The organism is Streptomyces sp. NPDC048590, assembly GCF_043199535.1.
Taxonomy (GTDB): domain Bacteria; phylum Actinomycetota; class Actinomycetes; order Streptomycetales; family Streptomycetaceae; genus Streptomyces.
The window spans coordinates 29,715-56,086 of sequence record NZ_JBICWC010000012.1; the positions used below are offsets into that span (position 1 = coordinate 29,715).

20 protein-coding genes are annotated in these 26,372 nt (G+C 72.7%); 17 read left to right on the forward strand and 3 right to left on the reverse strand.

The window, feature by feature from the left end; translation table 11 throughout:
- Nucleotides 1-25: 25 nt before the first annotated feature.
- Complete coding sequence (locus tag ACGFNN_RS29895; RefSeq protein ID WP_393560848.1) at nucleotides 26-1,744, reverse strand: chloride channel protein; 1,719 nt, start codon at nucleotides 1,742-1,744, stop codon at nucleotides 26-28.
- Nucleotides 1,745-2,148: 404 nt separating this feature from the next.
- Here ACGFNN_RS29895 and ACGFNN_RS29900 point away from each other — a divergent pair, with 404 nt between their 5' ends.
- Both ACGFNN_RS29900 and ACGFNN_RS29905 read left to right on the forward strand, forming a co-directional pair.
- Nucleotides 2,149-2,940 (forward strand): class I SAM-dependent methyltransferase, encoded by a 792-nt coding sequence (locus ACGFNN_RS29900; RefSeq protein ID WP_393560562.1) that lies wholly within the window; start codon nucleotides 2,149-2,151, stop codon nucleotides 2,938-2,940.
- Between the two features lie 285 nt (nucleotides 2,941-3,225).
- Nucleotides 3,226-3,564, forward strand: coding sequence for a hypothetical protein (locus ACGFNN_RS29905; protein WP_393560564.1), 339 nt, complete (start codon nucleotides 3,226-3,228; stop codon nucleotides 3,562-3,564).
- A gap of 402 nt (nucleotides 3,565-3,966) precedes the next feature.
- On the opposite strand, the gene ACGFNN_RS29910 is transcribed toward ACGFNN_RS29905, so the two are convergent.
- A complete protein-coding gene (locus tag ACGFNN_RS29910) occupies nucleotides 3,967-5,304 on the reverse strand; it encodes a hydrolytic protein (RefSeq protein WP_393560566.1) in 1,338 nt (445 codons plus the stop codon).
- 200 nt (nucleotides 5,305-5,504) lie between these two features.
- Here ACGFNN_RS29910 and ACGFNN_RS29915 point away from each other — a divergent pair, with 200 nt between their 5' ends.
- The 4 genes from ACGFNN_RS29915 to ACGFNN_RS29930 all read left to right on the forward strand — a co-directional run bounded on the left by ACGFNN_RS29915 (nucleotide 5,505) and on the right by ACGFNN_RS29930 (nucleotide 12,407).
- A complete protein-coding gene (locus ACGFNN_RS29915; protein WP_393560568.1) occupies nucleotides 5,505-6,218 on the forward strand; it encodes a LuxR C-terminal-related transcriptional regulator in 714 nt (237 codons plus the stop codon).
- Between the two features lie 152 nt (nucleotides 6,219-6,370).
- Complete coding sequence (locus ACGFNN_RS29920) at nucleotides 6,371-9,547, forward strand: hypothetical protein (protein ID WP_393560570.1); 3,177 nt, start codon at nucleotides 6,371-6,373, stop codon at nucleotides 9,545-9,547.
- Nucleotides 9,544-10,251: a DUF4255 domain-containing protein gene (locus tag ACGFNN_RS29925; protein ID WP_393560572.1), complete on the forward strand. Its 708-nt coding sequence runs from the start codon at nucleotides 9,544-9,546 to the stop codon at nucleotides 10,249-10,251. The genes ACGFNN_RS29920 and ACGFNN_RS29925 overlap by 4 nt, the downstream gene beginning before the upstream one ends.
- A gap of 83 nt (nucleotides 10,252-10,334) precedes the next feature.
- Entirely contained in the window at nucleotides 10,335-12,407 is a 2,073-nt protein-coding gene (locus ACGFNN_RS29930) for an ATP-binding protein (RefSeq protein ID WP_393560573.1), read from the forward strand.
- 62 nt (nucleotides 12,408-12,469) lie between these two features.
- On the opposite strand, the gene ACGFNN_RS29935 is transcribed toward ACGFNN_RS29930, so the two are convergent.
- Nucleotides 12,470-14,572: a DUF4157 domain-containing protein gene (locus tag ACGFNN_RS29935; RefSeq protein ID WP_393560575.1), complete on the reverse strand. Its 2,103-nt coding sequence runs from the start codon at nucleotides 14,570-14,572 to the stop codon at nucleotides 12,470-12,472.
- A gap of 249 nt (nucleotides 14,573-14,821) precedes the next feature.
- On the opposite strand from ACGFNN_RS29935, the gene ACGFNN_RS29940 reads away from it, so the two are divergent.
- The 11 genes from ACGFNN_RS29940 (at nucleotide 14,822) to ACGFNN_RS29990 (ending at nucleotide 26,357) form a co-directional block, all read left to right on the forward strand.
- A complete protein-coding gene (locus ACGFNN_RS29940) occupies nucleotides 14,822-16,378 on the forward strand; it encodes a phage tail sheath family protein (RefSeq protein ID WP_393560577.1) in 1,557 nt (518 codons plus the stop codon).
- A gap of 36 nt (nucleotides 16,379-16,414) precedes the next feature.
- Nucleotides 16,415-16,855 (forward strand): phage tail protein, encoded by a 441-nt coding sequence (locus ACGFNN_RS29945; protein ID WP_362539471.1) that lies wholly within the window; start codon nucleotides 16,415-16,417, stop codon nucleotides 16,853-16,855.
- A complete protein-coding gene (locus ACGFNN_RS29950) occupies nucleotides 16,852-17,349 on the forward strand; it encodes a hypothetical protein (protein WP_393560579.1) in 498 nt (165 codons plus the stop codon). Before ACGFNN_RS29945 ends, ACGFNN_RS29950 begins: the two co-directional genes overlap by 4 nt.
- Complete coding sequence (locus ACGFNN_RS29955; protein ID WP_362539477.1) at nucleotides 17,346-17,504, forward strand: DUF6760 family protein; 159 nt, start codon at nucleotides 17,346-17,348, stop codon at nucleotides 17,502-17,504. The genes ACGFNN_RS29950 and ACGFNN_RS29955 overlap by 4 nt, the downstream gene beginning before the upstream one ends.
- 1,999 nt (nucleotides 17,505-19,503) lie before the next feature.
- A complete protein-coding gene (locus ACGFNN_RS29960) occupies nucleotides 19,504-20,478 on the forward strand; it encodes a hypothetical protein (RefSeq protein ID WP_393560581.1) in 975 nt (324 codons plus the stop codon).
- Nucleotides 20,479-20,507: 29 nt separating this feature from the next.
- Nucleotides 20,508-20,933 carry a phage tail protein gene (locus tag ACGFNN_RS29965; protein ID WP_362539483.1) on the forward strand — a complete coding sequence of 142 codons (426 nt, stop codon included), beginning with the start codon at nucleotides 20,508-20,510 and terminating at the stop codon, nucleotides 20,931-20,933.
- Nucleotides 20,934-21,025: 92 nt separating this feature from the next.
- Complete coding sequence (locus ACGFNN_RS29970) at nucleotides 21,026-21,748, forward strand: LysM peptidoglycan-binding domain-containing protein (protein WP_393560583.1); 723 nt, start codon at nucleotides 21,026-21,028, stop codon at nucleotides 21,746-21,748.
- Complete coding sequence (locus ACGFNN_RS29975) at nucleotides 21,745-23,571, forward strand: VgrG-related protein (RefSeq protein WP_393560585.1); 1,827 nt, start codon at nucleotides 21,745-21,747, stop codon at nucleotides 23,569-23,571. The genes ACGFNN_RS29970 and ACGFNN_RS29975 overlap by 4 nt, the downstream gene beginning before the upstream one ends.
- A 37-nt stretch (nucleotides 23,572-23,608) precedes the next feature.
- Nucleotides 23,609-23,929, forward strand: a complete 321-nt coding sequence (locus ACGFNN_RS29980) for a PAAR domain-containing protein (protein ID WP_362663542.1) — start codon at nucleotides 23,609-23,611, stop codon at nucleotides 23,927-23,929.
- Nucleotides 23,929-24,399: a GPW/gp25 family protein gene (locus ACGFNN_RS29985; protein ID WP_393560587.1), complete on the forward strand. Its 471-nt coding sequence runs from the start codon at nucleotides 23,929-23,931 to the stop codon at nucleotides 24,397-24,399. The genes ACGFNN_RS29980 and ACGFNN_RS29985 overlap by 1 nt, the downstream gene beginning before the upstream one ends.
- Nucleotides 24,399-26,357 (forward strand): putative baseplate assembly protein, encoded by a 1,959-nt coding sequence (locus ACGFNN_RS29990; protein WP_393560589.1) that lies wholly within the window; start codon nucleotides 24,399-24,401, stop codon nucleotides 26,355-26,357. The genes ACGFNN_RS29985 and ACGFNN_RS29990 overlap by 1 nt, the downstream gene beginning before the upstream one ends.
- Nucleotides 26,358-26,372: the final 15 nt, after the last annotated feature.

Here is a 26,372-nt window from a genome sequence, read left to right on the forward strand (position 1 = left end):
GTCGTCCCCGGCGCGCGGCGCGCCCTCAGAGCTGAACCGCGGGAACGAGCCGGGGTGCGGGCGTCCCGCCCGAGGAGTGGAGTGCCCTCAGGGCGCTCTGATGGCTGAGCCAGCCGACCGGACGGTTCCTGTCCGGAGCCAGGACGGGTAGACCGGTGCCGGGCGCGGCCACCAAGGTGTGCAGTGCGGCGGCGAGTTGCTCGTCGGAGGAGATCCGTGGCGGCTGCTCCACGAGGTCACCCGCCGCGGTGGGCGCGGCGTCCGGCTGCTCGGCCATGGCTTCGGCCACCGCCCGAGCGGTGACCACGCCCAGGTAGGCATCGTCGGCGCCGACGACGGGCAGCGCGCCGTGCCCGGACAGGCTCAACAGGGCCGCGGCGTCGCCCAGTCGCACCGTGGCCCGTAGAGGGGCCGGCAGAGGTTCCATGACGGAGGAGACCGGTTGCGCGCCGAGGCGTGCACCCGGGGCCGGACCGTCGAGGTCGATACCGCGTCGGCGCAGCTTCAGCGTGTAGATCGTGTCCCGTGTCAGCAGCCGGCTGGTGGCCGTAGCCAGCACGATCGCGAGCATGAGCGGCAGGATGATGGAGTACTCGCCGGTCAGCTCGAAGAGGATCACGACCGCGGTGATGGGCGCCCGTGCCGCGCCGGCGAAGACGGCGCCCATGCCGACCAGGGCGTACGCGCCCACCGCGCCGGCCGATCCGGGGAGCAGCCCGTGGGCGACGGCGCCGTAGGCCGCGCCCAGCATGGCGCCGATGAACAGACTGGGCGCGAAGACGCCGCCGGAGCCGCCGATCCCGATGGTCAGGCTCGTGGCGATCATCTTCCCGGCGAGCAGGAGCAGCAGGAAGCCGATGGCGTACCGGCCTTCGGCCGCCTTCTCCAGGACCGGGTAGCCCACTCCGTACATCTCCGGCAGGGCGAGCAGGACGAGGCCGAGCGCCAGGCCGCCGACCGCCGGGCGCAGCCACTCCGGGCCGCGCCAGATCCAGTCGCAGGCGTCCTCGATCGCGTACAGGACACGGGAGAAGCCGACACCCACCGCGCCCGCCACCACGCCGAGCACCGCGAACAGGGCGTACTGGCCCAGGTGCTGGACGTGGAAGTCGGGCAGGTTCAGGAACGCGACGTCGCCGAAAGCGGCTCGCCCGATCACGCTCGCGGTGACACTGGCCAGCACCGTGGCGCCGAACGCCTCAACGCTGAAGGCCGACAGGATGAGCTCCATCGCGAAGAACACACCGGCCAGCGGCGCGTTGAACGTGGCGGCGATGCCGCCCGCCGCACCACACGCGACCAGCAGTTTCATCCGCTGCTCGGTCACCTTCGTGCAGCGGCCGAGCGTCGAGCCGAGCGCGGAGCCGATCTGCACGATCGGCCCCTCCCGGCCCACCGAACCGCCCGAACCGATGGTGAGCGCCGAGGCGAGCGTCTTGACGACGGCCACCTTGGGGCTGATCCTGCCGCCGCGCTGCGCGACGGCCAGCATCACCTCCGGCACACCGTGTCCGCGTGCCTCCTTGGCGAACCGGTTGACCAGGGGGCCGTACAGCAGACCCGCGACCACCGGTACGACCAGGACGAAGAAGGGGCCGAGCCACGGCAGGTGCGGATGGGCGCTGCCGGGGGAGCCGGCGTAGTCGGTGTGCCCGGAGAAGAGCCGGGTGAACGACTCGATGCACCAGCGGAACACGATGGAACCGAGACCGGCCCCCGCCCCGACCAGGATCGCCATCACCATCAGAGGACCGCGGTCGGTCAGGTGCTCCCGTGCCGCCCGCCTGCCGTCGTGTACGCCGCTCACTGCTTCCCCTTCCTCATTTTTGCATTATGCAAAATAAGTACCGCGGAAGACAGTCGGGAGGAACCGGGGCGATCACGGCGTTCCGGGGGCGCCCTCACGTGCGACGCCTAGCTAGGTGAGGCCGAAGCGTCGCGGACGGCACCTCCTTAGGCCTGGCCGGAAGTGTCTGGTCGGCCGACCGTGTTCCCGGGGGAGTCGGTGCGGCGGTCGGCGGTGGGCCGCATGTCTGCAGACCTCGGCGGCGGCAAATCCGTTGAGTCCCGCCCCGCGACCGTGTTGGCTGACGGTATCGAGCCGTCCGTGCCGAACGGGTGTCCATACGGCTCTACAGGGAGCCGAACGTGCATGACATCGAGATCGACCCGGTCGCACACAACCGGGCTGCCTGGGACAAGTACGTCCAGGAGGGAAACGAGTGGTCGATTCCGGTGAGCGCGGCGGACGTCGAACGCGCACGCGCCGGCGACTGGTCGGTCGTCCTCATCGGGCACCAGCCGGTGGACCGCTCGTGGCTGCCGGCGGATCTCACCGGCAAGGACCTGTTGTGCCTGGCCTCCGGTGGCGGCCAGCAGGGGCCGGTCCTCGCCGCCGCGGGGGCGCACGTCACCGTCTTCGACAACTCACCCCGCCAGCTCGGCCAGGACCGAGCGGTCGCGGAGCGTGACGGACTCGAACTGCGCACCGTGCTGGGCGACATGCGCGACCTGAGCGTCTTCGCCGACGCGACGTTCGACGTCGTGTTCCATCCGGTCTCCAACCTGTTCGTACCGGACCTGTCAGAGGTGTGGCGTGAGTGCTTCCGAGTCCTGCGACCGGGTGGGAGTCTGCTCGCGGGCTTCGTCAACCCGGATGTGTACCTGTTCGACCACGAAGCGCTCGACGAGCGGGGCGAGTTGATCGTCGTCCACAAGCTGCCCTACAGCGATGTCACGTGCTACTCCGCCGAGGAGCGCGCAGCGAAGTTCGGGGCCGGTGCCGCCCTCGAGTACAGCCACTCCCTCGCCGGTCAGATCGGCGGACAGCTTGCCGCGGGCTTCGTCCTCGCCGGTTTCACGGAAGCGCCGCATCAGTCCAACGCCGCGGCTTCGTACATGTCGCACTACTTCGCCACGCTGGCGGTCAAGCCCGGCTGAACCGGCCGCGACAAGCGGTGTCCGCTTCGTCGACGACCGCGAAGCGAAGCCTGATCGGATGAGCGTGACGCAGGTCACCTCGGCCCGCGGGCCGGGAGTGTCAGGGACGGGGCCGCTGTCCGGTCTGGTTCCGGAAGCGCTCGAACAGGGGCCGGTGGCCGACCTCGCTCAACTGTCTCCGCCGGAGACGGCCGCGATCCGGGCCGGTTGCCGAAGTCCTGCCGCTTCCAGGTGAGGTGAGCCATCCCGGCCCGTCATCCCCGTCTCCGCGGAAGGACTGCCCGCATGACCGTTCTCCGGTACGTGTTCCTCGTCTTCCATCTCTTCGGCTTCGCGGCGCTCCTGGGCGGCGTCTTCTACCAGTTGCGAGGGAAGAACCCGGTCACCGGCGGATACATGGTGACCAGTGCGGTCGTCCAGTTGGTCACCGGAGCCGGCCTCATATGGACCCGGAGCTCCCTGGATCTTCCGGTGACCGACGCGAAGATGTGGGTGAAGCTGGCGCTGGACGCCCTGGTGGCGGCCGCCGCTGTGGTGGGTATGCGCGGGAGTCGCCCATGGGCGTTTTACTCCGTGGGGACGTTCACGGCGGCCGCAGCCGTCGTGGCGGTCACCTGGACCTGAGGCAGGCGCCCCGCCCCGTGCGCCACCGGCACCGGTACGGCGGGGCGGCGTACGGGGCGCGAGGCCCGCCGGTCGGGCGCGTTGTTCGTCTTCCGATCCGAGGCGCCCACGGTCACCGGCGATGCCGCGCCGACGCCCATCGCAGTGAGGTACTGGTGCGGCGGCGGGCCCCGGAGCGCGGGTGATCCCCGGGGGTGAGCGGTGCGCCCACACAACATTTAACCCGGAGGGCTGTGAGGTGACACCGGCGCGCCCCCGTGACGTAACAAGCGCAACGAGACTCGTGTCAAGACCTCTGACGGGTTTTCAGCCCGGCGTTATCGATTTCCGGTCGCTTCAAGATCAAAATCTTCCGGTTACCGCCGGGTTCGATCGACAATGGCTGAGGTCGTGAGGCTTGAGTCAACGCGTGGTGAGGCTGAGGAGACCGCTCACATTGAGGACCTCGTGGCATCCGGCGGAGCGCCGGCCGTTCGCCGGGGTGCCGGGCTTCTCGCAGGTGACCTCGACCGTCACCTTTTCGTTCTCGGGGATCTTGATGGGGGTCACCCAGTGGTAGTCCTGGTTGCGGAAGGTCTCCAGCGCGATGGTGGTGACCTTTCGGTCGCCGAAGCTGATCGTCAACAGGCCCTCGTCGCCTTGGAAGTTGGCCACGACAAGGTCCGTCACCCCGAACACGGTCTCCTTCGGGACCTGGTAGGTGCCGGTCTTCGTCTCTCCGGCGGCCGTCTCCAGATCGATGGTCGCCGAGCTCTGCTGGCCTCCCGCGCCGCCTCCGCCGCCGCCCGTACCGCCTCCACTGCCGCTGCCGCCGCCCGCGCCGGGCTCCTCGCCGCCGCCGGGCTGCTCGCCCGTGCCACCGGTTCCGGTCTCCGGCGTCGTCCCGCCGCCCTGTCCCGCCGGAGGTGTCGGGCGGGGCTGCACGGCCTGGGTGGCCGCTTCCTCGGCGGCGCTCCGCACGGCCGGGCGGACCAGTGTGAACCAGGCGATGAGCAGCGCCAGCAGGGCGGCGAGGAGCACCAGCAGCCATCTCGGGAAGACGGGTATCTGGACGAACTCCGCGTCCAGCCGCCTCGGAACGACGCCCTCGGCCTCGGAGGACTCCGGCTCCTCACGCACCCCCGTGGCGTCCACGGTGAACGGCCACACCACCGGGGCCCCGAGCCAGGCGGGCTTGCCGGTGCGGACGCGGAGGCCGACCTCCTTCGACTCGCCGGGCTCCAGCTCGGGGCTCGGAGTGCTGAAGGTGAACGCCAGCTCCTCGCCCTGCTGGCCGGCCGTGAAACCCACCCGCACCGGGGTGTTGCCCTGGTTGCGCACCGCGAGCCGGTAGCGGCCGCGCAGCCAGCCGCGTCGGCGGCGGGGGGCCAGTTCGGCCTGCAGCTCCTTGAACTCCGCTATGTGCACGGTCGTTTCGAGGACGTGGACCGCGTCGGGGTTCTCGGTGGGCAGTACCCGCACACCCAGTGGCATCTCACCCGCCCGGATGTCCGGGGAGCGCGGCGGTTCCAGACGGATCGTCACCGTCTCGGACGTGCCGGGGTACAGGGAGACCCGCGCGGGCTCGACGGTGCTCCAGGCGGCGCAGCCGCCGACGACCTCCAGGCCGTACGCCTCGACGATGTCGCCGTCGTTGCGGACCGTCACGGTGGTGGTGGCGGTTTCGCCGGGAGTCACCGTCACCGGCGGGATGTCGAGACCGGGCGCGCCGGGTCCGGAAGGGGCTGCAGAAGAGGTCACATCAGCACGGTAGAAGCACGCGCGCGAGCCCGGCGATGAACGCGAGGGCAACGGCCGGGCAGACGCGGTGCCCACGTGGTCTGCGACAACTCGCCTGTAGGGCACAGCTGTTACGGCGCGCCGCTTCGCGGGCTCCGCCACCCCGGTGATCGAATCCGAATCACGCCGCCCCCCACGAACCATGAGACAGGTGTCCGTCAATGACCTGCATCGAGGGAAACAGCCCCTCCACCACCACACGGGTGCCCGCCCAGGGGCGGCCCGCACAGCGTGCCTACTCCTCGGGAAGGGCCGAACGGGCGACCGTGGCCGTCTACGCCGGCGATCCGGTGCTCCGCGCCGGTATCGTCCAGCAGCTGCGCCAGCGCCCCGAAATCCAGCTGCTCGCCGACGACGACGCCGAACAGGCCCAGGTGTCCCTGGTCGTCGTGGACCAGGTCGGTGACGACGTGGCCGCCCTGCTCCACCGGCTGCGGCACAACACCGCCACACGCACCGGCCTCGTCGTCGGCACCCTCGGCCACGGGTCACTTCCCCGTGTCATCGAGTGCGGGGTGGCCGCGGTGTTACGGCGTGCCGAGGCCGACCCGGACCGCCTGCTGCACCTGGTCCTGGCGTTGGCCAACGGCGAGGGGGTGCTGCCCGGGGATCTGCTCGGCACCCTGCTCACCCACGTCGGCAGCCTCCAGCGCGCCGCCCTCGACCCGCGGGGCGTGTCCCTGTCCACCCTGAACACCCGCGAGGCGGACATGCTGCGTCTGGTGTCGGAGGGGCTGGACACGGCGGAGATAGCCCGCAAGACCTCCTACTCCGAACGCACCGTCAAGAACGTCCTGCACGAGATCATCACGCGGCTGCAACTGCGCAACCGCGCCCACGCCGTGGGCTACGCGCTCCGCAACGGACTCATCTGACAGGGGTGTCCGGAGGCAGCGGACGTTGCCCGGAAACACACCACGGGCTTCCCCCGGATGCGGCCCCCGGGCCCTGCCGCCGCACGTCGGGACGGGGCACGGTGGCGGGGGCGCCCTCCCGGTGCCGCACCACACTGCGAGGGGAAACCGTCATGGGTACAGCCGGTCTCGGCGGGCGGCACCGCCTGGGCAGACTCGGCACGGCGCTGCTGCTGATGGTCCCGCTCGTCGGGGTCACCGCGGCGGCCGGTCGGGACGACGGCGACACCGGGTCCCGGCCGAAGGCGGCCGCCACCGACACCCGTGTCGCGTACGCCGCCACCCGGCACCGGAGCCTCGGCCGGGTGACGTCCACCGCGACGAGCGCACCGCTGTTCGGCGAGGGGCCCACCCACTACGACACCCAGCCGGCCGCCCTCGGCGACCAGTTGGTCTTCGCCTCGCTGCGCGACGAGAAGACCCCGCAGATCTACCTGCGGACGGCCGACGGTTCGGTGAGCAAGCTCACCGAGGGCATGGACGCCGCGCACCCCAGGCTCGTCCACGAAGGCACATCGGTGGTCTTCGACGCGGCGGAGGCGGTCCCGGGCGGAGGCACCCAGCGGGATCTGTGGATGGTGGGCACCGACGGCGGTCCCCCCACCCGGCTCACCGACACCCCGGCGGACGAGGAGTGGCCCACGGTCTCCCCCGAAGGGAAACGCCTGGCCTACTCCAGTGACGGGGACCCGCTCGTCGGACAGCAGATCTATGTCCGTCGGCTGGACGGCGGCGCCGCCACCCGGGTCACCGGCCCGGAGAACGGCACGGCGACCGAACCGGTGTGGAACCCGGTCGACGACGCCGAGAACCGGGACATCATCGCCTACACCGCGACGGACGAAGGACTGCCCCGTTTGCGATACACCGACGCGGAGAACGGCACGGGCGGGCCGCTGCTCGGCGGGGACTACTCCGGGTGGCGCATCCACGCGGCGGCCTGGCTGCCCGACGGGGACGGCCTGGTCTTCCTGAGCCCCGAGACCACATGCACCTGCACGACCGACTACGACCATGTGTTCCGCTCCACCGCCCACTCCGACCAGGAACCCTCACTGGTGCTCGACGAGGAGCGGGAGGTCGGCTCGCCCACCTGGCTGGGCTCCCTCGACGGCGGCGAGGTCGTGGTGGACCGGGTCTCCGCCTCGGGACCGCACGTGGTGACCCTGCAGGACGCCAGGGCGGACGGGGCCGACCCACGTGACCTGGGGGTGACGATCCTGGAGGAGGACCCCCAGGCCGACACCGACACCACCAGGGACCGGCTGTTCCAGCCCGACGCCGAGTACGACCCGTGGACCGAGCGGCAGAGCTACACGCCCGACGGCAGGCGGATCGCCCTGACCCGCTTCGAGGACGGCCCCGATGGCCGCATCGAACGGATCTGGACGGTGGACGCCGACGCCAACGAGAAGCCGGAGGTCATGCGGCTCGACGACCGGGGCCCGCGGGACTGGGACACCGACCCCGCCTTCTCGCCGGACGGCAGGTACCTCGCCTTCACACGCACCTCGCCGGGCGGCATCGGCGAGGCGGCGGGCCCCAGCAGGATCCTCGTCGCCGAAATCGCCTCAGGGGCGATCATCGGCAGGATCACCCCGCCGGCCGGCGAGCTCGACGGTCAGGACGCCCAGCCCACCTGGTCCTCCGACGGCACCACCCTGGCCTTCACCCGGAACCACGTCATCGACGGGGGAGGCGGCAACAAACACGTCTGGACCGCGCTCGCCGACGACCTGAGCGACCAGACCGACCTCAGCGACAAGATCTGCCCGGGCAGCTGTGAAGTCATCGACGACAGCCCGGCGTTCTCCCCCGACGGACTCTCCGTGGCCTTCAACCGCAAGAGCGGCGGCGGCGCGACCGACGAGCGCAACGGCATCCTCCTCACCTCGGTCTCCGGCGACGACTGCCAGGTGCTGCTGCCCGCCGCCGCCCGTGGGCTGCCCGGAGCCTGCGGCAGGGAACTGCCGGACACCTCCGCCACCGGACCCTTCCAGCCGCGTGACGCCGCCTGGACCGCCGACGGCACCGGCCTGGTGTTCAGCTCCCGCGCCGCACTCCCCGGCAACAGCCCGGAGAAGCTGAGCCTGCTGGCCGTCGGAACCGGTGAGATCACCCCCGTCACCACCGGGCTGCCGGGCCGGCAGAAGGAACCCAGCGTCCGGCAGTCGGTGGACCTCGCTGTCGGCGTGCCCGGCACCACACCGGAGGTGCCCGTGGGGACCGACACCACCGTCCGCGTCGACCTCGTCAACCACGGCCCGTCGGCCTCGCCCGGCACCACACTGACCGTCAGCCCGCCGCCCGGCCTGCAGGTCACCGGACTGACCTGGCCGGGCGGCACCTGCGCGGCCGCCTCCCTCCAGTGCGACGTGGGTGTCGTGCCACCCGGCAGGACCGTGCCGGTCGACGTGACCCTCACCGGCATCACCCCGGGCGACGCACCCGTCGACTGGTCGGTCACCGGGACAGTCCTCGACCCGCGGCCCGACGACAACAACGCCCGGACCCTCGTACCCGTACGTGAGGCCCCCGAGCCCCCGCCGAGCCCCACACCCACACCTGCACCGCCGAGCCCCACTCCGGCCCCGCCGACCACCGCCCCGCCGGCCCCCGCGCCCCCGGAGCCGTCCGAGCCCGAGGCCGGGCCCGGCGTACGCGTCACCGCCCAGCCCAACCCCGGATACGTCGGCGGCCGAGTGGTCGTCACCTACACCGTGCGCAACGGCCGCAACGCCCTCGCGACAGGGCTGCGGCTCCGCCTCGGCCTGCCGCGTGGTGTCCCGAACAGCGGCCCGCCGGCCGGCTGCGACACCTCCTGGGTGTGCGCGCTGACCGACCTCGATCCCGGCGAGAGCACCGTCGTACGGGTCGTGCTCAGCCCCCGCAAGGCGCTCACGGCCACCGTCACCGGCGATCTCACCACCACCGGGACCGACGCGGACCGGGGCGACAACTCCGCCCGGCAGCGGATCCGTGTCCTCCAGCCCCGGATCGAGGCGGTGCCCCCGATCGGCAAGCCCGGCTTCGTCACCTCCGTACGGGGCAAGGACTTTCCGCCCGGTGTGCCGGTCCGGTTCGCCTGGAAGCCGGGGATCACCGCCGCCGCCGCGCCGACCGTGCCGCTGCGGAACGGCACCTTCATCGGTCAGTTGCTGATCCTCGCCAAGGACGCGACCGGGCCCCGCGTCATCACCGCCAGCGGCCCCGGCTTCTCGCCGGTGAAGACCGACTTCCTCGTGGTCAGCGGCACCGTGCAGCCCCCCGACCAGGTGGTGCGGCGGTGATCCACGAGGTCGACGAAGGGCTCCGCCGGCTGCTCGGCGAGGCCGGTCTGGAGGCGTCGGGCGTCGAGGTCGTCCTCGACGCACCCACCCGCGACTGGGCGGCCCGCCGCAGCGCGCCCACGGTCTGTGCCTTCCTGTACGACATCCGTGAGGACGCCACCCGGCGCGGGAGCGGCGCCGGCGAGGTCTACGACGAGGACGGGCACCTGATCGCGAGGCGCAGCCCGCCGCGCTGGTTCGAGCTCACCTACCTCGTCACGGCGTGGGCCAACAGGCCTCAGGACGAACACCGGTTGCTTTCCCAGGTCCTCACCTGCCTGGTTGCCCACGACACCCTGCCCGCCCGGCTCCTCACCGGCTCCCTCGCCGAACTCGGCCTGACCGTGGGCCTGGACACCGGGGGCTCCGGCCTTGACGCGCCTGCCGCCTCCGACGTGTGGTCGGCGCTCGGCGGGGAGCTCAAGGCGTCGCTGGGGGTGCGGGTACGGGCGCCGCTCGCCGGTGCCTCCGCCGCAGCCGCACCGCCGGTCACCGAAGGGCTCGTCGTCCGTGCGGCGACCCGCCAGGACGACGGCGAACCGGCGCCCGGACGGCGGCTGCAGTACACCCAGGTGGCCGACCCGGGACAGGAGGGCTTCACCGGCCCCCGTGAGCGCGGCCCCGCCCCGGCACGCCGCCGTCGCAGAGGGGACCGCCAGCCGTGACACAGACCGCCGGACCAGTCGCACCGGCCCGCCCCGAGCCCGTGGAGCGGCGCGGGGCAGGCCCCGGATCCGAGGACCGATCCATGCCCGTTCCCGCCGAGCCGTCCGGCCCGGACCCCTTGTGGGCCAGGCTCGGTCTGATCGAGCGACGCGTAAGGGAGGCGGTGGCGCGGCGCCGCGCCGCCGACCCGGACCCCGACGACCCGTACCGGGGGCAGTACCTCACCCCGGAGGCCGCGGCCCGCCTCCTCGACGAGCCGGGCGGCCTCGGCGTACCGGCCGTGGAGACCTGGGAGCCGCCGGCAGGGTCCCGGCTCGACGGCCTCGCCCGGAGGTTCGGGCTCGCCCCGACGGACCTGGACCTGCTGCTGGTCGCCCTGCTGCCCGACGTGGACGCACGCTTCGAGCGGCTCTACGGCTACCTCAACGACGATCTGACACGGCGACGGCCCACCGTCGGACTCGCCCTGGAGCTGTGCGGCATGGGCGACCTGGCGTCCGCCCGGTTCCGGCTCGCTCCCGGAGCGCCGCTGACGGCCGGAGGCCTGGTGGAGGTCACCGAACCGGAACGCCCGCCGCTCTCGCGTGTCCTGGTGGTTCCCGACCGGGTCACCGGACACCTGCTCGGCAGTGAGCTGCCCGACGCACGGCTCAGCGGTGTACTCGGCGAACCCCGGGAGGACTTCACCGCCCAGGAGGCGGACATCCGCCGGGTGGCCGACGCGGCCGCCACCGGAACCGGCCTCGTCCATCTGCGCGGCCGGGGAGGCGACGCCGAGGGCTTGGCCGTCGCCGCCCTGCTGACCGCCGGACTCCGCCCGCTGGTGGTGGACGCCGCCGCGCTCGCCCGGCGCTCCGCCGACGTACCCGAACTCGCCCGGGTCACCGCGCGCGAGGCCCGTCTCACCCGCGCCGGGGTCACCCTCGGCCCGCTCGAGTCCCTGCCCGCGGAGCCGGCCGAACGGGCCAGGACACTGCGGGAGATGTGCGCGGCGCTGCGAGGTATCCCCCTGCTCACCCACGGCGCGGGAGGCTGGGACCCGCAGTGGGCGGCCGACACTCCGGTGACCCTGACCGTGGCCGCACCTTCCCCGGAGCGGCAGGCGGCGCGCTGGCGACACGCTCTGGAAGCTGCGGCGGGAGCCGAGGCCGGCCCGGAAGGGGCGTACGAAGGGCTTGCCCACGCGGTAGCCGCGCACCGGCTGGACTCCGGGCAGGTGCGCCGCGCCGCCGAGGTGGCGGTACGCACTGCCGCGCTGGAGGGCCGCCCCGTCGGGGCGGACGACCTGCGTACCGCGGTACGCGCCCAGAACGGCGCCGGACTCGACCGGCTCGCCCGCCGGGTCGAACCCGCAGTCGGATGGGACGACCTGGTGCTCCCGCCCGCCACCGGCCGGCGGCTCCGCGAACTCGCGCTGCGGGCCCGCCACCGCGAACAGGTGCTCGGACAGTGGGGGATGCGTCCGGGCGGCGGCCGTGGGCGAGGGGTGATCGCGCTCTTCGCGGGAGAGTCCGGTACCGGTAAGACCATGTCCGCCGAGGTCGTCGCGGCGGACCTCGGCATGGACCTGTACGTGGTCGACCTGTCCACCGTGGTCGACAAGTACGTCGGGGAGACCGAGAAGAACCTGGAACGGATCTTCACCGAGGCATCGGCCGTCAACGCGGTCCTGCTGTTCGACGAGGCCGACGCCATCTTCGGGAAACGCTCGGAGGTCAAGGACGCCCACGACCGGCACGCCAACATCGAGTCGGCGTACCTGCTCCAGCGCATGGAGTCCTTCGACGGGATCGCCGTGCTCACCACCAACCTGCGGGCCAATCTGGACGAGGCGTTCACCCGCCGCATCGACGTGATCGCCGACTTCCCGGTACCCGACGCCGGCCATCGCCTCGCCCTGTGGGACCGCTGCCTCGGCCCGCGGATACCCCGGGACGACGACCTGGACCTCGGGTTCTGCGCGGGCCGCTTCGAACTGGCCGGTGGCTCGATCCGGGCCTGCGCGGTGACCGCGGCCTATCTCGCGGCCGAGTCGGGCGAGCCCCTCACCATGCGGCAGCTGGTCACCGCGATCGCCCAGGAGTACCGGAAGCTCGGACGGCTGGTCCTGGAGAGCGAGTTCGGGCGCTACCTGGCCGAGGCCACCGGCAGCTGAGCTGACGCGAGGCCGGGGCGGAGCGGACCCGGTCCCGGGCCTGGCCCGGGCAGGATCGGGAGCTACGTCGCCGGAGTGGGCTGACGCAGGATTCCCGACTTGCTCCGGATCGTGGCGTTGCCGAGGTCCACCGTGCCGGGCAGCATCGCCTGCGGGCGCACGAGGTCCCGGAGCATGTACCGCATGAGCTCCTGGCCCGACATGCTCTTGAGGCGGTTGGCGAGCTGCGGGTTGGTCTCCTCGAACCGCATGATCTCCAGCACCGCGCGGTCCACGAGGCCGGGCACGATGTCCCGGCCCTTCAGCGTGTTGGAGCGCAGCCGTTCCTCGTACTCCTTCCGCTGACCGTCGGGGCCGTAGACCATCCTGCTGTGCTGGTCCGCCGCCGCCTGTGTCATGGAGTAGCCGATCTGACCCGCGCGCTCCTTGTCCGGTTCCGAGCCCATCCGCTCCACCAAGGCCACGTCGTCCAGCTCCGCGTGCCGCGTACCGAGGTCGAAGCCGCGTACCGGCAGGGTGTATCCGGCGGGCAACCGCTCCTGCCGGGTGGGCAGGGCGCTCGCGGTCTCGGCCGGGTCGGCCGGAGCGGCGGCACTGCTCGGGTACTCGCGCTGGGCGAAGTCGCTCAGCATGAGCCAGCCCTGGGACTCCAGGGGTGAGTCCGCCAGGGGGATCTCGATCCGGTTCTTCCCGAACCGGCTGTCGCGGAACTCGCTGTCCGGGGCCTCCAGGACGAAGAAGACGAAGCCTTCGTTCGCGATCACGTGCTTGTCGTAGGCCTCGGAGTTGTTGGCGGCGTCAGGGTTGCCTCGCAACAGCTCCGTCTTCGACTTGATCTCAGCGGGACCGGTCAGCGGGGGCAGCCAGTCGGTGTAGTGGCACAACCAGGCCCCCCTGAGCGCGGCGTCCAGAGGGCCCTTTACCCGGTCGACCCACTCCCGCGGCCCCCGTCCGGCGATCTCCTTCGACATGCCGGCCCTGTTCAGCTCGGAGAGCTCACGGAAGTAACTCGGCCCGTGCATGGCGAAGGCGGCGGCGCTGTCCGCCCAGGTTTCCTCGTTCCAGAGCATGCCGCCTGCGGTCATCGCCTCGTAGGGAGGCCGGGCCTCGGCGGGAAAGGAGTTGTCCCGGACCATCTGCTCGGCCACCAGGTCCTTCTCGGCCCTGAGAGCCCGGCGCGCAGCCACGAGGAAGTCCTTGACGACGCCCGACCGCGCCTGGGCACCGAGCTGGTCCTCGGCCTCGCCCACCGCGATCAGAAGACTCCGCAGCCGCTCCATGCAGTACGCGGGATCCCGCCGTGAGTCCGCGTCGTACTTGGCGATGTCCTCCCGAATGGAACGCAGTTGGTCCGGCTCCTCTGCCGGACCCAGCGAGAAGGACTTGAGGAAGGACTTCACGGACCGGCCCGAGGAAGGGGCGGGGAGCCCGCCCGACAGCTCCTCGAAGCCCTTCCGCTGGACCACCGCCGGCCTGGCGACGGCGTCATCCGAAGCGACCGCCGACCGGGAGACGGTCCCCCCGGGTGACGCCGCCGCCTCGGCGGCCGGGACCCCGGCCGCCGGAACAGGGCCCGTCATCACTCGGTGCGCGTTGCTCTCCGCCTCCCGCTCGAAGCGGTCGGACGGGTCACTGACCCGCAGGCCGTCCCCCCGGTCGGTGCCGGAGACCGGGCCCCGGCGCTGCTGGAGCACATGGGTCAGTTCATGGGCCAGGGTGTGCTTGTCGCCACCCCCTTCACCGATGACGACATGGCTGCCCGAGGTGTAGGCCCGGGCGCCGATACCGGACGCGGAACTGCGCGCGTCCGCCCCGGTGTGCAGTCGTACGTCGGAGAAGTCGGCACCGAACCTGCTCTCCATCTCCTGCCTCACCGGACGGGCGAGTGGTGAACCCGCAGAGCGCAGCACCTCGCGCACTTCGGCGTCCGGCTGCTCCGGGGCGTGTTCGGCCGACGCGCGGACACGACGGGCGATCATCCCGTTCACCACCGCGTTGCCGACGCCGTGCTGAGCGGAGCGGAGGGCGTCGGCGGTCAGCGGGGGAAGGCCGACGGCCCCTCCGGGGGACGCCTGCCGGCCGGCGGACGTCTGGCCCTGCGCCGGCTGCCGGACCTCGGTGTCCCCGCTGTGAGCCGTGGAGCCGTGAACCCTGGATCTCCGCACTCACTGCCCCCTCGTAGGCACACCCATGCTGCGGCCCCCAGTGGAACGCGCGGGCGCGGGCGCCGTCCAGGACGGTACGGGCAGAGGGGAGGGCAGGCCGGGGTGGCTGCCGGGCGCCCGTCAGCGGTGGACGAGGGCAGAGCCGCTGCCCCCGCCAGGGTCCCCGCGTCCCTGTCGTCCCGGCCCGCGCACCGCGCAGACTCGCCCTGGACACAGGTGAACGATCCGCAAGAACCTGAAGGAGCGAGCATGCCGACGTACCTCACCCCGGGCGTGTACGTGGAGGAGGTGCAGTCCGGTGCCCGGCCCATCGAAGGGGTCGGCACCGCCGTCGCCGCGTTCGTCGGGTTCGCCCGCAGCGGTCCGTTCCACACGCCGACGCTGGTCACCAGCTGGGACCAGTACACCCAGCTCTTCGGCGGCTTCGCAGAGGGCACCTACCTGCCCCACTCCGTCTACGGCTACTTCGCCAACGGCGGCGGCGCCGCGTACATCGTGCGCATCGGCGGTACGCCCGAGGACAACTCCGCCCCGGCGCAGGGCGGGAAGCGGCGCGAGTCCAAGGCCGCGCAGCCGGTGGAACTCGGCGGCTTCCTGCTCACCGGGCGGCCCGGCAGCACCGGCGTGTCGGTGGAGATCGCCGACGCGGGCGGCGAGAACCCGCCCGAGGACCGCTTTACGTTCCTCGTCCGCCAGGGCGACCAGGTGGTGGAGACGTACGAGGCCTCCACCCGCAAGAACGTCAAGGGCTACCTGGTCACCCAGGCCCGTGCCTCCAAGCTGGTCGAGGTCACCGAGCAGCAGGGCGCCACCCCGAGCCGCCCGGCGAACGGGACCGTGGCGGTCCCGGACGCCCCGGCCTCGCCCACCGCGTCCGGTTCCGGCGAGGTGGCCAGGCTGGACGCCTCCGAGTACGTCGGCGACCCCGCGGCCCGTACCGGGTTCGGCGGCCTCGAGGCCATCGACGAGATCACCATGGTCGCGGTGCCGGACCTGATGAGCGCCTACCAGCGCGGCGACATCGACGCCGAGGGCGTACGGACCGTGCAGCTCGCGGTGATCGCGCACTGCGAGCAGATGGGCGACCGGGTGGCGGTGCTCGACGCCCCGCCCGGCCTCAACGCCCAGCAGGTGCGCAACTGGCGTAACGACGAGGCGGGTTACGACTCCCGGTACGCCACCCTCTACTACCCGTGGGTGCGGGTCTTCGACCCGGCCGCCGGGCGCAACGCCACGGTCCCGCCGAGCGGTCACATCGCCGGTGTCTGGGCGCGCAGCGACGCCGAACGGGGCGTCCACAAGGCCCCCGCCAACGAGGTGATCCGCGGAGCGGTCGACCTGGAGATCCGGCTCAGCAAGGGCGAGCAGGACCTGCTGAACCCGATCGGGGTCAACTGTGTCCGGGCCTTCCCCGGCCGGGGCATCCGGATCTGGGGCGCACGCACCCTCTCCTCGGACCCGGCGTGGCGCTATCTGAACGTGCGCCGGCTCTTCAACTACCTGGAGGAGTCGATCCTCCTGGGCACCCAGTGGGTGGTGTTCGAGCCGAACGACGACCGGCTCTGGTCGAGCATCCGGCGCAACGTCACCGCCTTCCTCACCGAGGAGTGGCGGCGCGGTGCGCTCTTCGGCCGCACTGCCGAAGAGGCCTTCTACGTCAAGTGCGACCGGGACAACAACCCGCAGGAATCCATCGACCAGGGCCGGGTCGTCTGTGACATCGGTGTCTCGCCGGTCAAGCCCGCGGAGTTCGTGGTGTTCAGGCTGGCCCAGTTCTCCGACAGCACCAGCCTCGTCGACGAGTGACCCCCGGGTCCTGTAAGGAATAGGTGACAGACAGTCATGGCAACGGGCGACGCTCTTTCCACCCATGTCTTCGGCGTGCAGCTGGGCGGCTACCTGGTCGAGTCGATCCAGGAGATCAGCGGCTTCACCGTCGAGGAGGATGTCGTCGAGGTGAAGCAGGTCACCGCCGAGGGCAAGCAGATCATCCGCAAGCAGCCGGGTGCCCGGCAGGCCGGCGAGATCACGATCACCCGCGGACTCGACCAGAGCAGCGAGTTCACCAACTGGATCAAGGAGACCCTGAACAACGGCGCGGTGAACTCCGCGCGGCAGAACCTCACCATCGAGATCAAGGACTCCGAGGGCAACACGGTCCGCCGCATCCAGCTGATGCAGGGCTGGGCCTCCAAGTGGGAGGGGCCCTCGCTGAAGGCCGGCGACTCCTCCCCGGCGACCGAGTCCGTCACCATCGTGTTCGAGGAGATCGTCGTCGAATGAGGCGTCGCACGGTGACAGCGGGCAATCTGGACGAGCTCCTCCAGATGACCGACCCCGCGGTCCAGGCGAACGAGCCGGTGGCGGCACCCCCCGCCGCCGTCCCGCCTCCCGGCCAGGGCCAAGGGCTGCGCACGGAGTTCGAGTTCGAGCTGCCGCGCGGGTACGTCGACGAGGCGGGCACGGTCCACCGGCACGGCGCGATGCGCCTGGCCACGGCCCGCGACGAACTCCGGCCGCAGATCGACCTCAGGGTCAAGGAGAACCCGGCCTACCTCAGCGTCGTCCTGCTGAGCCAGGTGATCACCAGGATCGGTGACATCACCGATGTGCACGCGGGCGTCGTGGAGCGCATGTACGCCACGGATGTCGCCTTCCTGCAGGACTTCTACCGTCGCGTCAACAGCGAGGGCCACACCAGGGCGGCGGTGACCTGCCCGCACTGCGAGGGCCACTTCGAGGTCGATCTCTCGGGTGGGCGCCTGGGGGAATCGTGACGTACGCCCTTCCCCGGCTCCGGGAGGAAGTCGCGTACATCGCCTATCACTTCCACTGGGCACGCGAGGAGATCCTCGATCTGACCCACGACGAACGCCGGCAGTGGGTGGCCGAGATCGCCCGGATCAACACCCGTATGAACGAGAGTGGTTGAGTAGATGGCGGCATGGCGGGACAGGTGGCGGCAGCGGGCCGCGCGACTGTCCGGCGGGAAGGGCGCACCGGCGGCGCCCGCCGGCCCGGACCGCCCGACGACCGGCGGTCCCGCGCAGGCGGACCCGTCCGGACCGGACGGCGCGGGCAACCCCTCGGCCGTACCCGGCGACTGGGACGGCGGCTGGCGTCGTACCTCCGCGCCCGAGCTCACCGTCTCGCGGACGCCGCTCGGGGTCAGCGACGGCCTCGTCTTCAGGGCGGGACTCGCCTCCTGGCAGAACCCCTCCCTCGGCGGCACCCTCGGCCACGCCGTGCTGCCCACCGCCCCGACGGGCCTCGTACGGGGAGTCACGCGACCGGCGGAACCCAGTGCGTCGGGCGGCGGAAGCGGGCCGCTGCTGCTCAGAGCGGTACGGACGCAGGGCGATTCGGCGGGTGACGCCGAGGGGCCTTCGGCCCCGGCAGCCGTACGGCCGTCCTCGCGCCCACGCGGAGGTACGGCGGCGGTGCGCGGTGGGCGCGCCGCGGACGCCGGGTCGCCCGGATCCCCCGCCCCTCGTACGCCGACCGGGCGGGGGAGCGGTGAGGGCGCGGGCTCCACGGGATCGCCGGCCGCTCGTACGGCGGCTGCTCCGCCTTCCGCACGGCAGACGGCAGGCGCGCCGGTGGTGGCTCCCGTTCGGGGTGATCACCCTGTGCGGGCCGTCCAAGTGCCCTTGGTCCGGCGGGTGTCGGTGGTCCGGCCGCCGGTCACTCCCGGGCCGGCCGTGCAGCGTACGTCAACGGAGGCGGCCGGGCGGACCGGCGCGGGGGAGGCCCCTCGGGGCGTCGGCGCCGCACGGGTCGTACGGCCCCGCGCGGTCCGGCCCGCGCTGACCGTCGCCCGACGGCCGGCCGGTCCCGTGCGTACCGTCCCGGCCCTGCGGCCCGCCGCTGGTGAGGCGGCCGGTGTGCGCTCGGCCGCCGCCCCCGGCCAGGCCGGCGCACCGACCGGTGCACGGTCTGCGGGGGAGTCGAGCTCTCCGTCTCCCGCAGCGCCGGCCGGTCGGGCACCACTGGGCGCGCCGCTGGGGGAACTTCCGGCCACAGCGCGTCAGTTCACGACTGATGCGACTCAGAAGCCGACGCCGTCCGGCCCGCCCCTCCCTGTCGCGGTCCAGAGGCGAGCGGAAGGCACGGGCACGGACCGGGCGGCCGGTGCGTCCGGCCCTGTCGCAGAGCCCTCCGCGCCCTCCGCGCCCTCCGCGTCCGTGCCTTCCGCACCCGCCGTCCCGGCGCCGCGGGACACGCCGGGCGACCGCTCGGGGGCCCGCGCGCGCGGCGGCCTCGGCGCGCCCCTCCCGTCCCTGCCACCGACGGCAGGCGTGCCCGGTTCCGGTATGCCCGGGTCAGCGGCACACCGGCCGACGGCGGGGCCGGGTGGCGGTACGGGCGCGCCCCTGCTGGGACGGGGCGATGTCCAGCGCGCGGTCACCGAGGGCCCGTTCGCCGGGGGAGGTGCCATGGCTTCCGACGCCGAGGGCCCCGGACCGACGGGCCCGGCCACCCCGCTGGTACGCCCCTCGCACCGCACAGCCCCCGCCGGCACGACGACGGGTGACGGACCCACCGGGTCCGCGCACCGGACGGGAGCACCCACGGGTACGGCGACGGACAGCCCGCGTACGGGGGGCGTCGGGCCGGAACGGCAGCGCCCCGAGCACCGGGCGTCCGTGCCTGGACCGGTCTTCGCGACCGGCGCACACTCCACCTCGCCGGCCGGTCCCCGCCCCGCACCGCCGACCGGGTCGGGCGCCGCCCCCGGCGGTCACCGAGGGCCTTCCCGGGCGTCAGGCCCCATCTCACCCGCTGCCGAAGTCCGGGGCGTACGGCCACCTCGGGCGCCCGCGCCCGGAATCCCCCTCGTCGTCGCGCGCTCCGTGGCGTCGGCGGCGACAGACTCCGGGACCTCCGGCCGGGGCCCGCTCCCGGTCACCGGTGACGGGTCCACGGGCCCGGTGGCCCACCGGCCCGGCGCCACCCCGGCCGGGACGGTCACCGGCCCGATGCTCACCGCCGCATCGCTGCCCCTCCTGCCCGCACGGCCGCTCACCCTGAGCACCCGGGTCCCGGAAGGACTGGCGCCGCCCGCCACCCCCGCCCGCGCGGGAGGCGGCCTCGTCGTACCCGCGCGCTGGCCCGGGACGCCCGCTCACGCCCCGGAAAGCCAGGCCTCACCGCCCGGGTCACCGGGCGCCCCGGTGCAGCGCGCCGCGGCAGCCCACCTGGGTGGAGACGCGCACGGCGTCCGGGCCGGGGCCCCCACGGCACACTCCGCGCCCCACGCACCCACGGGCCGGGCGATCCGGGACCACGCCCGGTCGCCCGGTCACCCCGCCCCGGTTCCGGTGACCGACACCCGGCCCGCCGCACCGCGCGTAGCCGTCGTGACGCCCGCACCGCGCGTACCCGTCGTGATGCCCGCCCCGGCGCGCCCGGAGGCAACCGCCGTACAGGCCGGGAGCCTGCCGGTGAGCGCGCCGGGCACGCCACCGGCAACGGGCGGCCCGCCCACTCCGCAGGCACAGGCCGGGCCCGTGGCCCTGGTGCGCCCCAGGGCGGTGGTCACCGCTCAGCCGCCCGCCGGGGGAGCGGGGGCCGCGCTGCCGGTCCAGCGCGCCCCTTCACCCGCCGGAGACCTGGCGGTCGCCAAGGGAACCCCGGCGAAGGCGGCACCGGCCAAGGACCGGTCGCGGACGGCCTCACCGGCAGGGGACCTCGCGGTCGCCGCGGGCCGTCCGGGCGCACCCGCGCGCTCCACCTCGTCCTCGTCCCCGGCCAAGGGGGCGTCGAGGGCCGACGACCCGAGAGATCCCGGCCTCGACCTCGACGACCTGGCACGCCGCCTCCTCGACCCGGTGGCCCGGCTGCTCCGCACCGAACTGCGGCGCGGCAGGGAACGCACGGGCCGCCCCTACGACGGACGCCGCTGAGGGCGTGGCACGGAACGGATGACGGACTGATGACGGACAACATCTTCGCCACGAGCGTGTTCTTCCGGCTCGCGATCGGCGGCGACGACCTGGGCGCGTTCCAGACCTGCTCGGGCATGGGCGCCGAGGTCGAGATGGAGAGCTATGCGGAGGGCGGGAACAACGGGTTCACCTGGCAACTGCCCGGCAGGGTCAGCTGGTCGAACATCACCCTGACCCGACCGGTCACCGCCGACACGGCGAAGATCGGCCGCTGGCTGGACGAGACGCTGCGGCGGGTGGAACCCAAGGACGGCGAGATCGTGGCACTGAGACCCGACCTGACACGGATCATCAGCTGGCAGGTGTTCGGGATCGTCCCGGTCCGCTGGCAGGGCCCGTCCTTCGACCCCAGCAGCTCCCAGGCGGCGGTGGAGACCCTGGAGATCGCCCACGAGGGTCTGCGGCCCTCCTGACGCGCTGAGTAGCGCGCCCGGCCCGTGACCGCCGCGCGCCCACCGTCCTCGCACCACGCCTCGACACCCGTACCGGGAAAGGAAGTCCACGCATGTCCCCAGCGGTCCGCGCCAGCCGCGCACGGGCACAGCTGACCCTGAAGGAACCTCCCACTTCGGTCGGCGCGAAGCCCGGCGGGACGATCGCACGGCTCGACCTGCAGTTCAACCCGTCCACCCTCCAGCTCCAGAAGACCACGGAGTGGCGGCGCACCCCGTCCAGGATGGCGGGGCAGTCGGCGCTGCCCGAGTTCGTCGGCAGCGGTCCGCGCACCCTGAGCCTCGACGTGTTCCTGGACGCCACGGCCAAGCACGACAACTCCGTGGAGCAGGCGGTCGAGAAGCTGATGAAGGCGTGTGTGCCGACCCCGATGAGCCTCGGCCGGAAGAAGCCGGCCAGCCCGTGGGTGCGGTTCGAATGGGGAACCGCCCGCACCACGTCGTTCGACGGGGTGCTGTCCAGCCTGTCGGTGTCGTACACCCTCTTCGACGTCGACGGGAAGCCGCTCAGGGCCACCTGCCAGCTGTCGATCGAGGAGGCGAGCGTCGACCCCGCGGGGCAGAACCCGACCTCCGGCGCGCGCACCGCACGGAGCACGCACACCGTGGTGGCGGGCGACAGCCTGGCGCTGCTCGCCTGGCGGGAGTACGGCGACGCGACGGCCTGGCGGGTCATCGCGGAGGCCAACGCGATCGACGACCCGATGGCGCTCGTGCCCGGCACCGACCTGGTGGTGCCGGGCCTGCGGGACGCCGGAGCGGAGGAGGAACGATGAGTACGTCGGCGGAACGTGGCGGCCGGTCGTTCGCGGCCGACCCCGTGGTGGAGACCCCCGGGGAACTGCCGCCCGTCTGGGCCGCACAACTGGTGAGCTGTGTGGTCGACGAGAACGTGGGGCTGCCCGACGCGGCCGTGCTCACCTTCCGCGACCCCGACCACGAGTTCCTGCGGGCCACCGGCATAACCATCGGCACCCCGCTGCGGGTGTCCGTCGTCACCGTGGGCGGACAGGCACGCGAACGGCTCTTCAACGGCGAGGTGACCGCACTGGAGGTGGACCGGGACCGCACCGGCTCCTTCACGGTCGTACGGGCCTACTCCAAGGCGCACCGCCTCCAGCGGGGCCGCAAGGTGGTGGCGTACCGGAACATGACCGCGTCGGCGATCGTCCGCAAGGTGGCCTCGGGCGCGGGGCTCGCCTGCGGGAAGGTCGAGGCCGCCCCCGTCACGTACGAGCAGCTGTCGCAGGCGAACGTCTCCGACTGGGAGTTCCTGCAGTACCTCGCGGCAGAGAGCGGCGCCCAGGTGCGGGTCGACGACAAGGGGCTGCTGCAGTTCACCAAGCCGGTGAAGGCAGCCGGCGCGCCGTCCCCGACGACATCGGCCACCCGCAGCCCGATGGTGCTGGAGTACGGACGGAACCTGCTGGCGCTGCGGGCCTCCCTGTCGGCAGCGGACGGGGCGCAGCAGGTGGAGGTGCGGGGCTGGGACGTGACCACCAAACGCCCCCTGGTGGCCCGCAAGCCGTCGGTGACCAGCGACACGGTCGTGCCGGGACTGAGTCCCCAACTCGCCGCACGGTTCGGCAGATCGTCGAAGCTGACCGTCACCGACACCCCGTACCGCACCCAGGCCGAGACGACGGCGGTCGCCGACGCGGTGGCGGACGGTGTCAGTGCCGGCTTCGGTGAGCTCGAGGCGGTGGCGGAGGGCAATCCGCTGCTGCGCGCCGGGAAGCCGGTGGCACTGGGCAACGTCGGTCAGGCGTTCTCCGGGCGTTACACGGCGACGGCCGTCCAGCACGTCCTGGAGCCCAACGGGGGCTATCGCACCACGGTCTGGGTCAGTGCGAGCCCCGACCGATCCCTTACCGGCCTGGTCACCGGCGCCAACGCGCCGAGCCGGGGCCCGCGCATGCCGGGTCTGGCGATCGGCGTGGTGACCGACGTGCGTGAGGTGGGCGGCGCGGAGAGCGGCTCGGTGAAGCTCAAGTTCCCCTGGCTGGACGACACCTACGTCACCGACTGGGTGCGCACCGTGCAGTGGGGAGGCAAGGGCGGAGGGGGCGTTGTGAGCCCCGAGGTCAACGACGAGGTGCTGGTCGGCTTCGAACAGGGCCTGCTCGACAGCCCTTACGTCATCGGCGGCCTCTACAACGGCGTGGACAAGCCGTCGCCGCACGACGTGCCCCTGGTCGACCGGACCAGCGGCCGCGTCAACCGCCGTTCCCTGGTGTCGCGTTCGGGTCACCGGGTGGAGCTGCTCGACGCACGGGCGCCGGGACCCTCCGGGGTCCGGCTGCGCTCCGCCGACGAACGGCTGGAGGTGTTCCTCGACGACCGGAAGGACCGGATCGAGCTGTCCGTGTTCGCGGGCAAGGGCCGGCAGCCCCTCACCTCGGTCACGCTCGACAAGAAGGGCATCACCGTCGACGCGGGGCGTGGAGACGTCAGCGTCTCCGGCCGGAACGTGGACATCAACGGCAGGGTCGGCGTGAAGATCGGCGGCCGGTCGGTGAACGTCACCGGCAGTTCGGGCGTCACCGTCGACGGCGGTCTGCTCGGCGTCCTCAAGGCCAAGCTCATCCGCATCAACTGACCCCGACCAGAAGCCCGTTCATACCGAGGAGTACCGCATGCCAGCCGCAGCCCGCACGGGCGACCCCACCAACCACGGCGGCAGGATCACCACACCGCCGCCCCCGGCCGCCCAGGCGGCGGCCCGTGTCCTCATCGGCGGTCTTCCGGCCGCCGTCGTGGGCAGCCTGTGCGTCTGCCCGGTCCCCCCGCACGCGCTGCTCGGGCCGGCCAATGTGATCATCCCCGACCCGGTGGGCGCGGTGAAGGGCGGCACCGTCCTCATCGGCGGACTGCCGGCCGCACGGGCCCGTGACAAGACGGCCTGCGGCGCGATGGTGCTGACCGGCGCCATGAACGTACTGATCGGCGGGGTGTGATGAGCGAACGGTTCATCGGCAGAGGCTGGGCCTTCCCCCTCGGGGTGGGGCCGACCGGCGGGATAGCGATGGTCGATAAGGAGCGGGAGATCGAGGAGGCCATCCGCCTGGTCCTGGGGACCGCCCCCGGCGAGCGCCCCATGCGGCCCGAGTTCGGCTGCGGCATCCACGAGTACGTCTTCGCCCCGGGCGACGGGGCCACCGCCGGGCGGGTCGCGCAGCAGGTGCGCGAGGCGCTGGAGCGCTGGGAACCGCGGATCGCGGTGGACGACGTGGTGGTCGCCTTCGACGCCGTGGAGGCCGGCACCCTCTACATCGACGTGCACTACACGCTGCGCTCCACCAACGACCGGCGCAACCTGGTCTTCCCGTTCTACACGATCCCCTCCGACGAACCGGCCGGCGAGGGCGCGGAAACCGGGCCCGGCACCTGGCTCACGGCCGTTGCCGGGGAACGGGGCGCCGCCTGATGGCCCTGCCCTCACCCAACCTGGACGACCGCCGGTTCCAGCAGCTGGTCGACGAGGCGAAGCGCTACGTGCAGCAGCGTGCCCCGGAGTGGACCGACCACAACGTCTCCGACCCGGGCGTCACCCTCATCGAGACCTTCGCCTACCTGGTGGACCAGCTGCTGTACCGGCTGAACCGGGTCCCGGACAAGAACTACACCGCCTTCCTCGACCTGTTGGACATCCGGCTGTTCCCGCCCGCCGCGGCCACCGCCGAGGTCGACTTCTGGCTGTCGGCGCCCCAGGCCGACGCGGTGGTGCTGCCCGCGGGCACCGAGGTCACCACCGCGGCCGGGGACGTCGACGAGCCGGTCGCCTTCACCACCGTGGACGAACTCCGCATACTGCCGAGTGAGTTGATACGTCTGGTGACAGCGCCCCGGACCGGTGAGCAGACCGACAGGACCGGGATGCTCGCCGAGGGCCAGGACGTGCCCTGCTTCCAGGCGGCACCGGAACCGGGCGACGCGCTGCTGTTCGGCCTGCCGACGGCGGTGCCGCGATGTGTCGTCGCCGTACGGCTCGACAGCCGCGTCGAGGGCGTCGGCGTGGACCCCCGCCAGCCGCCGCTGGTGTGGGAGGCGTGGGACGGTGGCGGCTGGCAGCCCTGTGAGACGGGAACCGACACCACCGGCGGCCTCAACCGGCCCGGCGAGATCATGGTGCATGTCCCGGCCGGACACACCGCGTCGGTGATCGGCGGCAACCGCGCGGGCTGGCTGCGCTGCCGGGTCACCGAGGCGGAGCCCGGGCAGCCCTTCTACTCGGAGTCGCCGACCGTACGCGAGGCCGAGGTGTTCACCGTCGGCGGAACCATGTCCGTCGAGCACGCCGAGACCGTCACCGATGTGTTCCTCGGAACCTCCGAGGGCGTCGCGGGACAGACCTTCCGGCTCGCCCGCCCGCCGGTACTCCTGGACGCCGAACCGCCGTCGGTCGAAGTGTCCTCGCCCGACGGCTGGCAACCCTGGGACGTCGTCGAGCACTTCGGCCGCTCGGGCCCCACCGACCGGCACGTCCGGGTGGACGCGACGACCGGGGAGTTCGGCTTCCCTCCGGCGCTGCGCGAGCCGGACGGCACCCTCCGCCTCTGCGGGGCCGTACCGCCCAAGGGCGCGGGCATCCGCGTCGCCCGCTACCGCACCGGGGGCGGTCCGGCGGGCAACGTGGCACGCGGGGCGATCTCCGTGCTGCGCAGCTCGGTCCCGTACGTCGCCCGGGTCTCCAACCGGGAGGCGGCGCGAGGCGGGGTCGCCGGTGAGACCCTCGCCAACGCCAAGCTGCGTGCCCCCGAGGCGCTGCGCATGCAGGAGCGTGCGGTGACCGCCGAGGACTACGAGATCCTCAGCCGCCAGGCCGCGCCCTCCGTGCTCCGGGTCCGCTGCCTGCCCGCGGGCGGTGCGGGGGCGGTGAGGGTCCTCGTCGTACCGGACGCGGTCGCCGACGAGGGGGACGACCGGCTCCGCCTGGAGCAGCTGATCCCCTCCGACCAGGTGCTGCGGGCGATCACCCGTACCCTCGACGAACGACGGCTGATCGGTACCCGCCTCGTCGTCGAACCACCCGTCTACCAGGGCGTCACCGTGGTGGCCAGGCTGTCGGCTCCGCCCGGCGACACTGACCGGGTACGCGAGGCCGCACTCGACGCCCTCTTCCGGCACCTCAACCCGCTGCGCGGAGGACCTGACGGCACCGGCTGGCCCTTCGGACGCCCCGTCCAGTACGGAGAGGTGTTCGGCGTGCTGCAACGCGCCACCGGGAACGCGCTGATCGAGGACATCCGTCTGTTCCCCGCAGATCCGATCACCGGCCGCCGCGGTTCGCCCGCGGACCGGATCGACCTCGGTGCCGGCGCGCTGGTCTTCTCGTACCAGCACCAGGTGGTCGTCACCGCGATCGAGCCGGAGGCACGGCGATGAGGGCCGCCCGGACCG

Excerpts from the sequence above, each read along its gene's own strand:
- ACGFNN_RS29945 (WP_362539471.1), top strand. The coding sequence starts at position 16,415 with ATGGCAACGGGCGACGCTCTTTCCACCCATGTCTTCGGCGTGCAGCTG.
- ACGFNN_RS29930 (WP_393560573.1), top strand. The coding sequence starts at position 10,335 with ATGCCCGTTCCCGCCGAGCCGTCCGGCCCGGACCCCTTGTGGGCCAGG.
- ACGFNN_RS29940 (WP_393560577.1), top strand. The coding sequence starts at position 14,822 with ATGCCGACGTACCTCACCCCGGGCGTGTACGTGGAGGAGGTGCAGTCC.
- ACGFNN_RS29970 (WP_393560583.1), top strand. The coding sequence starts at position 21,026 with ATGTCCCCAGCGGTCCGCGCCAGCCGCGCACGGGCACAGCTGACCCTG.
- ACGFNN_RS29965 (WP_362539483.1), top strand. The coding sequence starts at position 20,508 with ATGACGGACAACATCTTCGCCACGAGCGTGTTCTTCCGGCTCGCGATC.
- ACGFNN_RS29950 (WP_393560579.1), top strand. The coding sequence starts at position 16,852 with ATGAGGCGTCGCACGGTGACAGCGGGCAATCTGGACGAGCTCCTCCAG.
- ACGFNN_RS29920 (WP_393560570.1), top strand. The coding sequence starts at position 6,371 with ATGGGTACAGCCGGTCTCGGCGGGCGGCACCGCCTGGGCAGACTCGGC.
- ACGFNN_RS29980 (WP_362663542.1), top strand. The coding sequence starts at position 23,609 with ATGCCAGCCGCAGCCCGCACGGGCGACCCCACCAACCACGGCGGCAGG.
- ACGFNN_RS29895 (WP_393560848.1), bottom strand. The coding sequence starts at position 1,744 with ATGGTGATGGCGATCCTGGTCGGGGCGGGGGCCGGTCTCGGTTCCATC.
- ACGFNN_RS29985 (WP_393560587.1), top strand. The coding sequence starts at position 23,929 with ATGAGCGAACGGTTCATCGGCAGAGGCTGGGCCTTCCCCCTCGGGGTG.
- ACGFNN_RS29905 (WP_393560564.1), top strand. The coding sequence starts at position 3,226 with ATGACCGTTCTCCGGTACGTGTTCCTCGTCTTCCATCTCTTCGGCTTC.
- ACGFNN_RS29915 (WP_393560568.1), top strand. The coding sequence starts at position 5,505 with ATGACCTGCATCGAGGGAAACAGCCCCTCCACCACCACACGGGTGCCC.
- ACGFNN_RS29990 (WP_393560589.1), top strand. The coding sequence starts at position 24,399 with ATGGCCCTGCCCTCACCCAACCTGGACGACCGCCGGTTCCAGCAGCTG.
- ACGFNN_RS29975 (WP_393560585.1), top strand. The coding sequence starts at position 21,745 with ATGAGTACGTCGGCGGAACGTGGCGGCCGGTCGTTCGCGGCCGACCCC.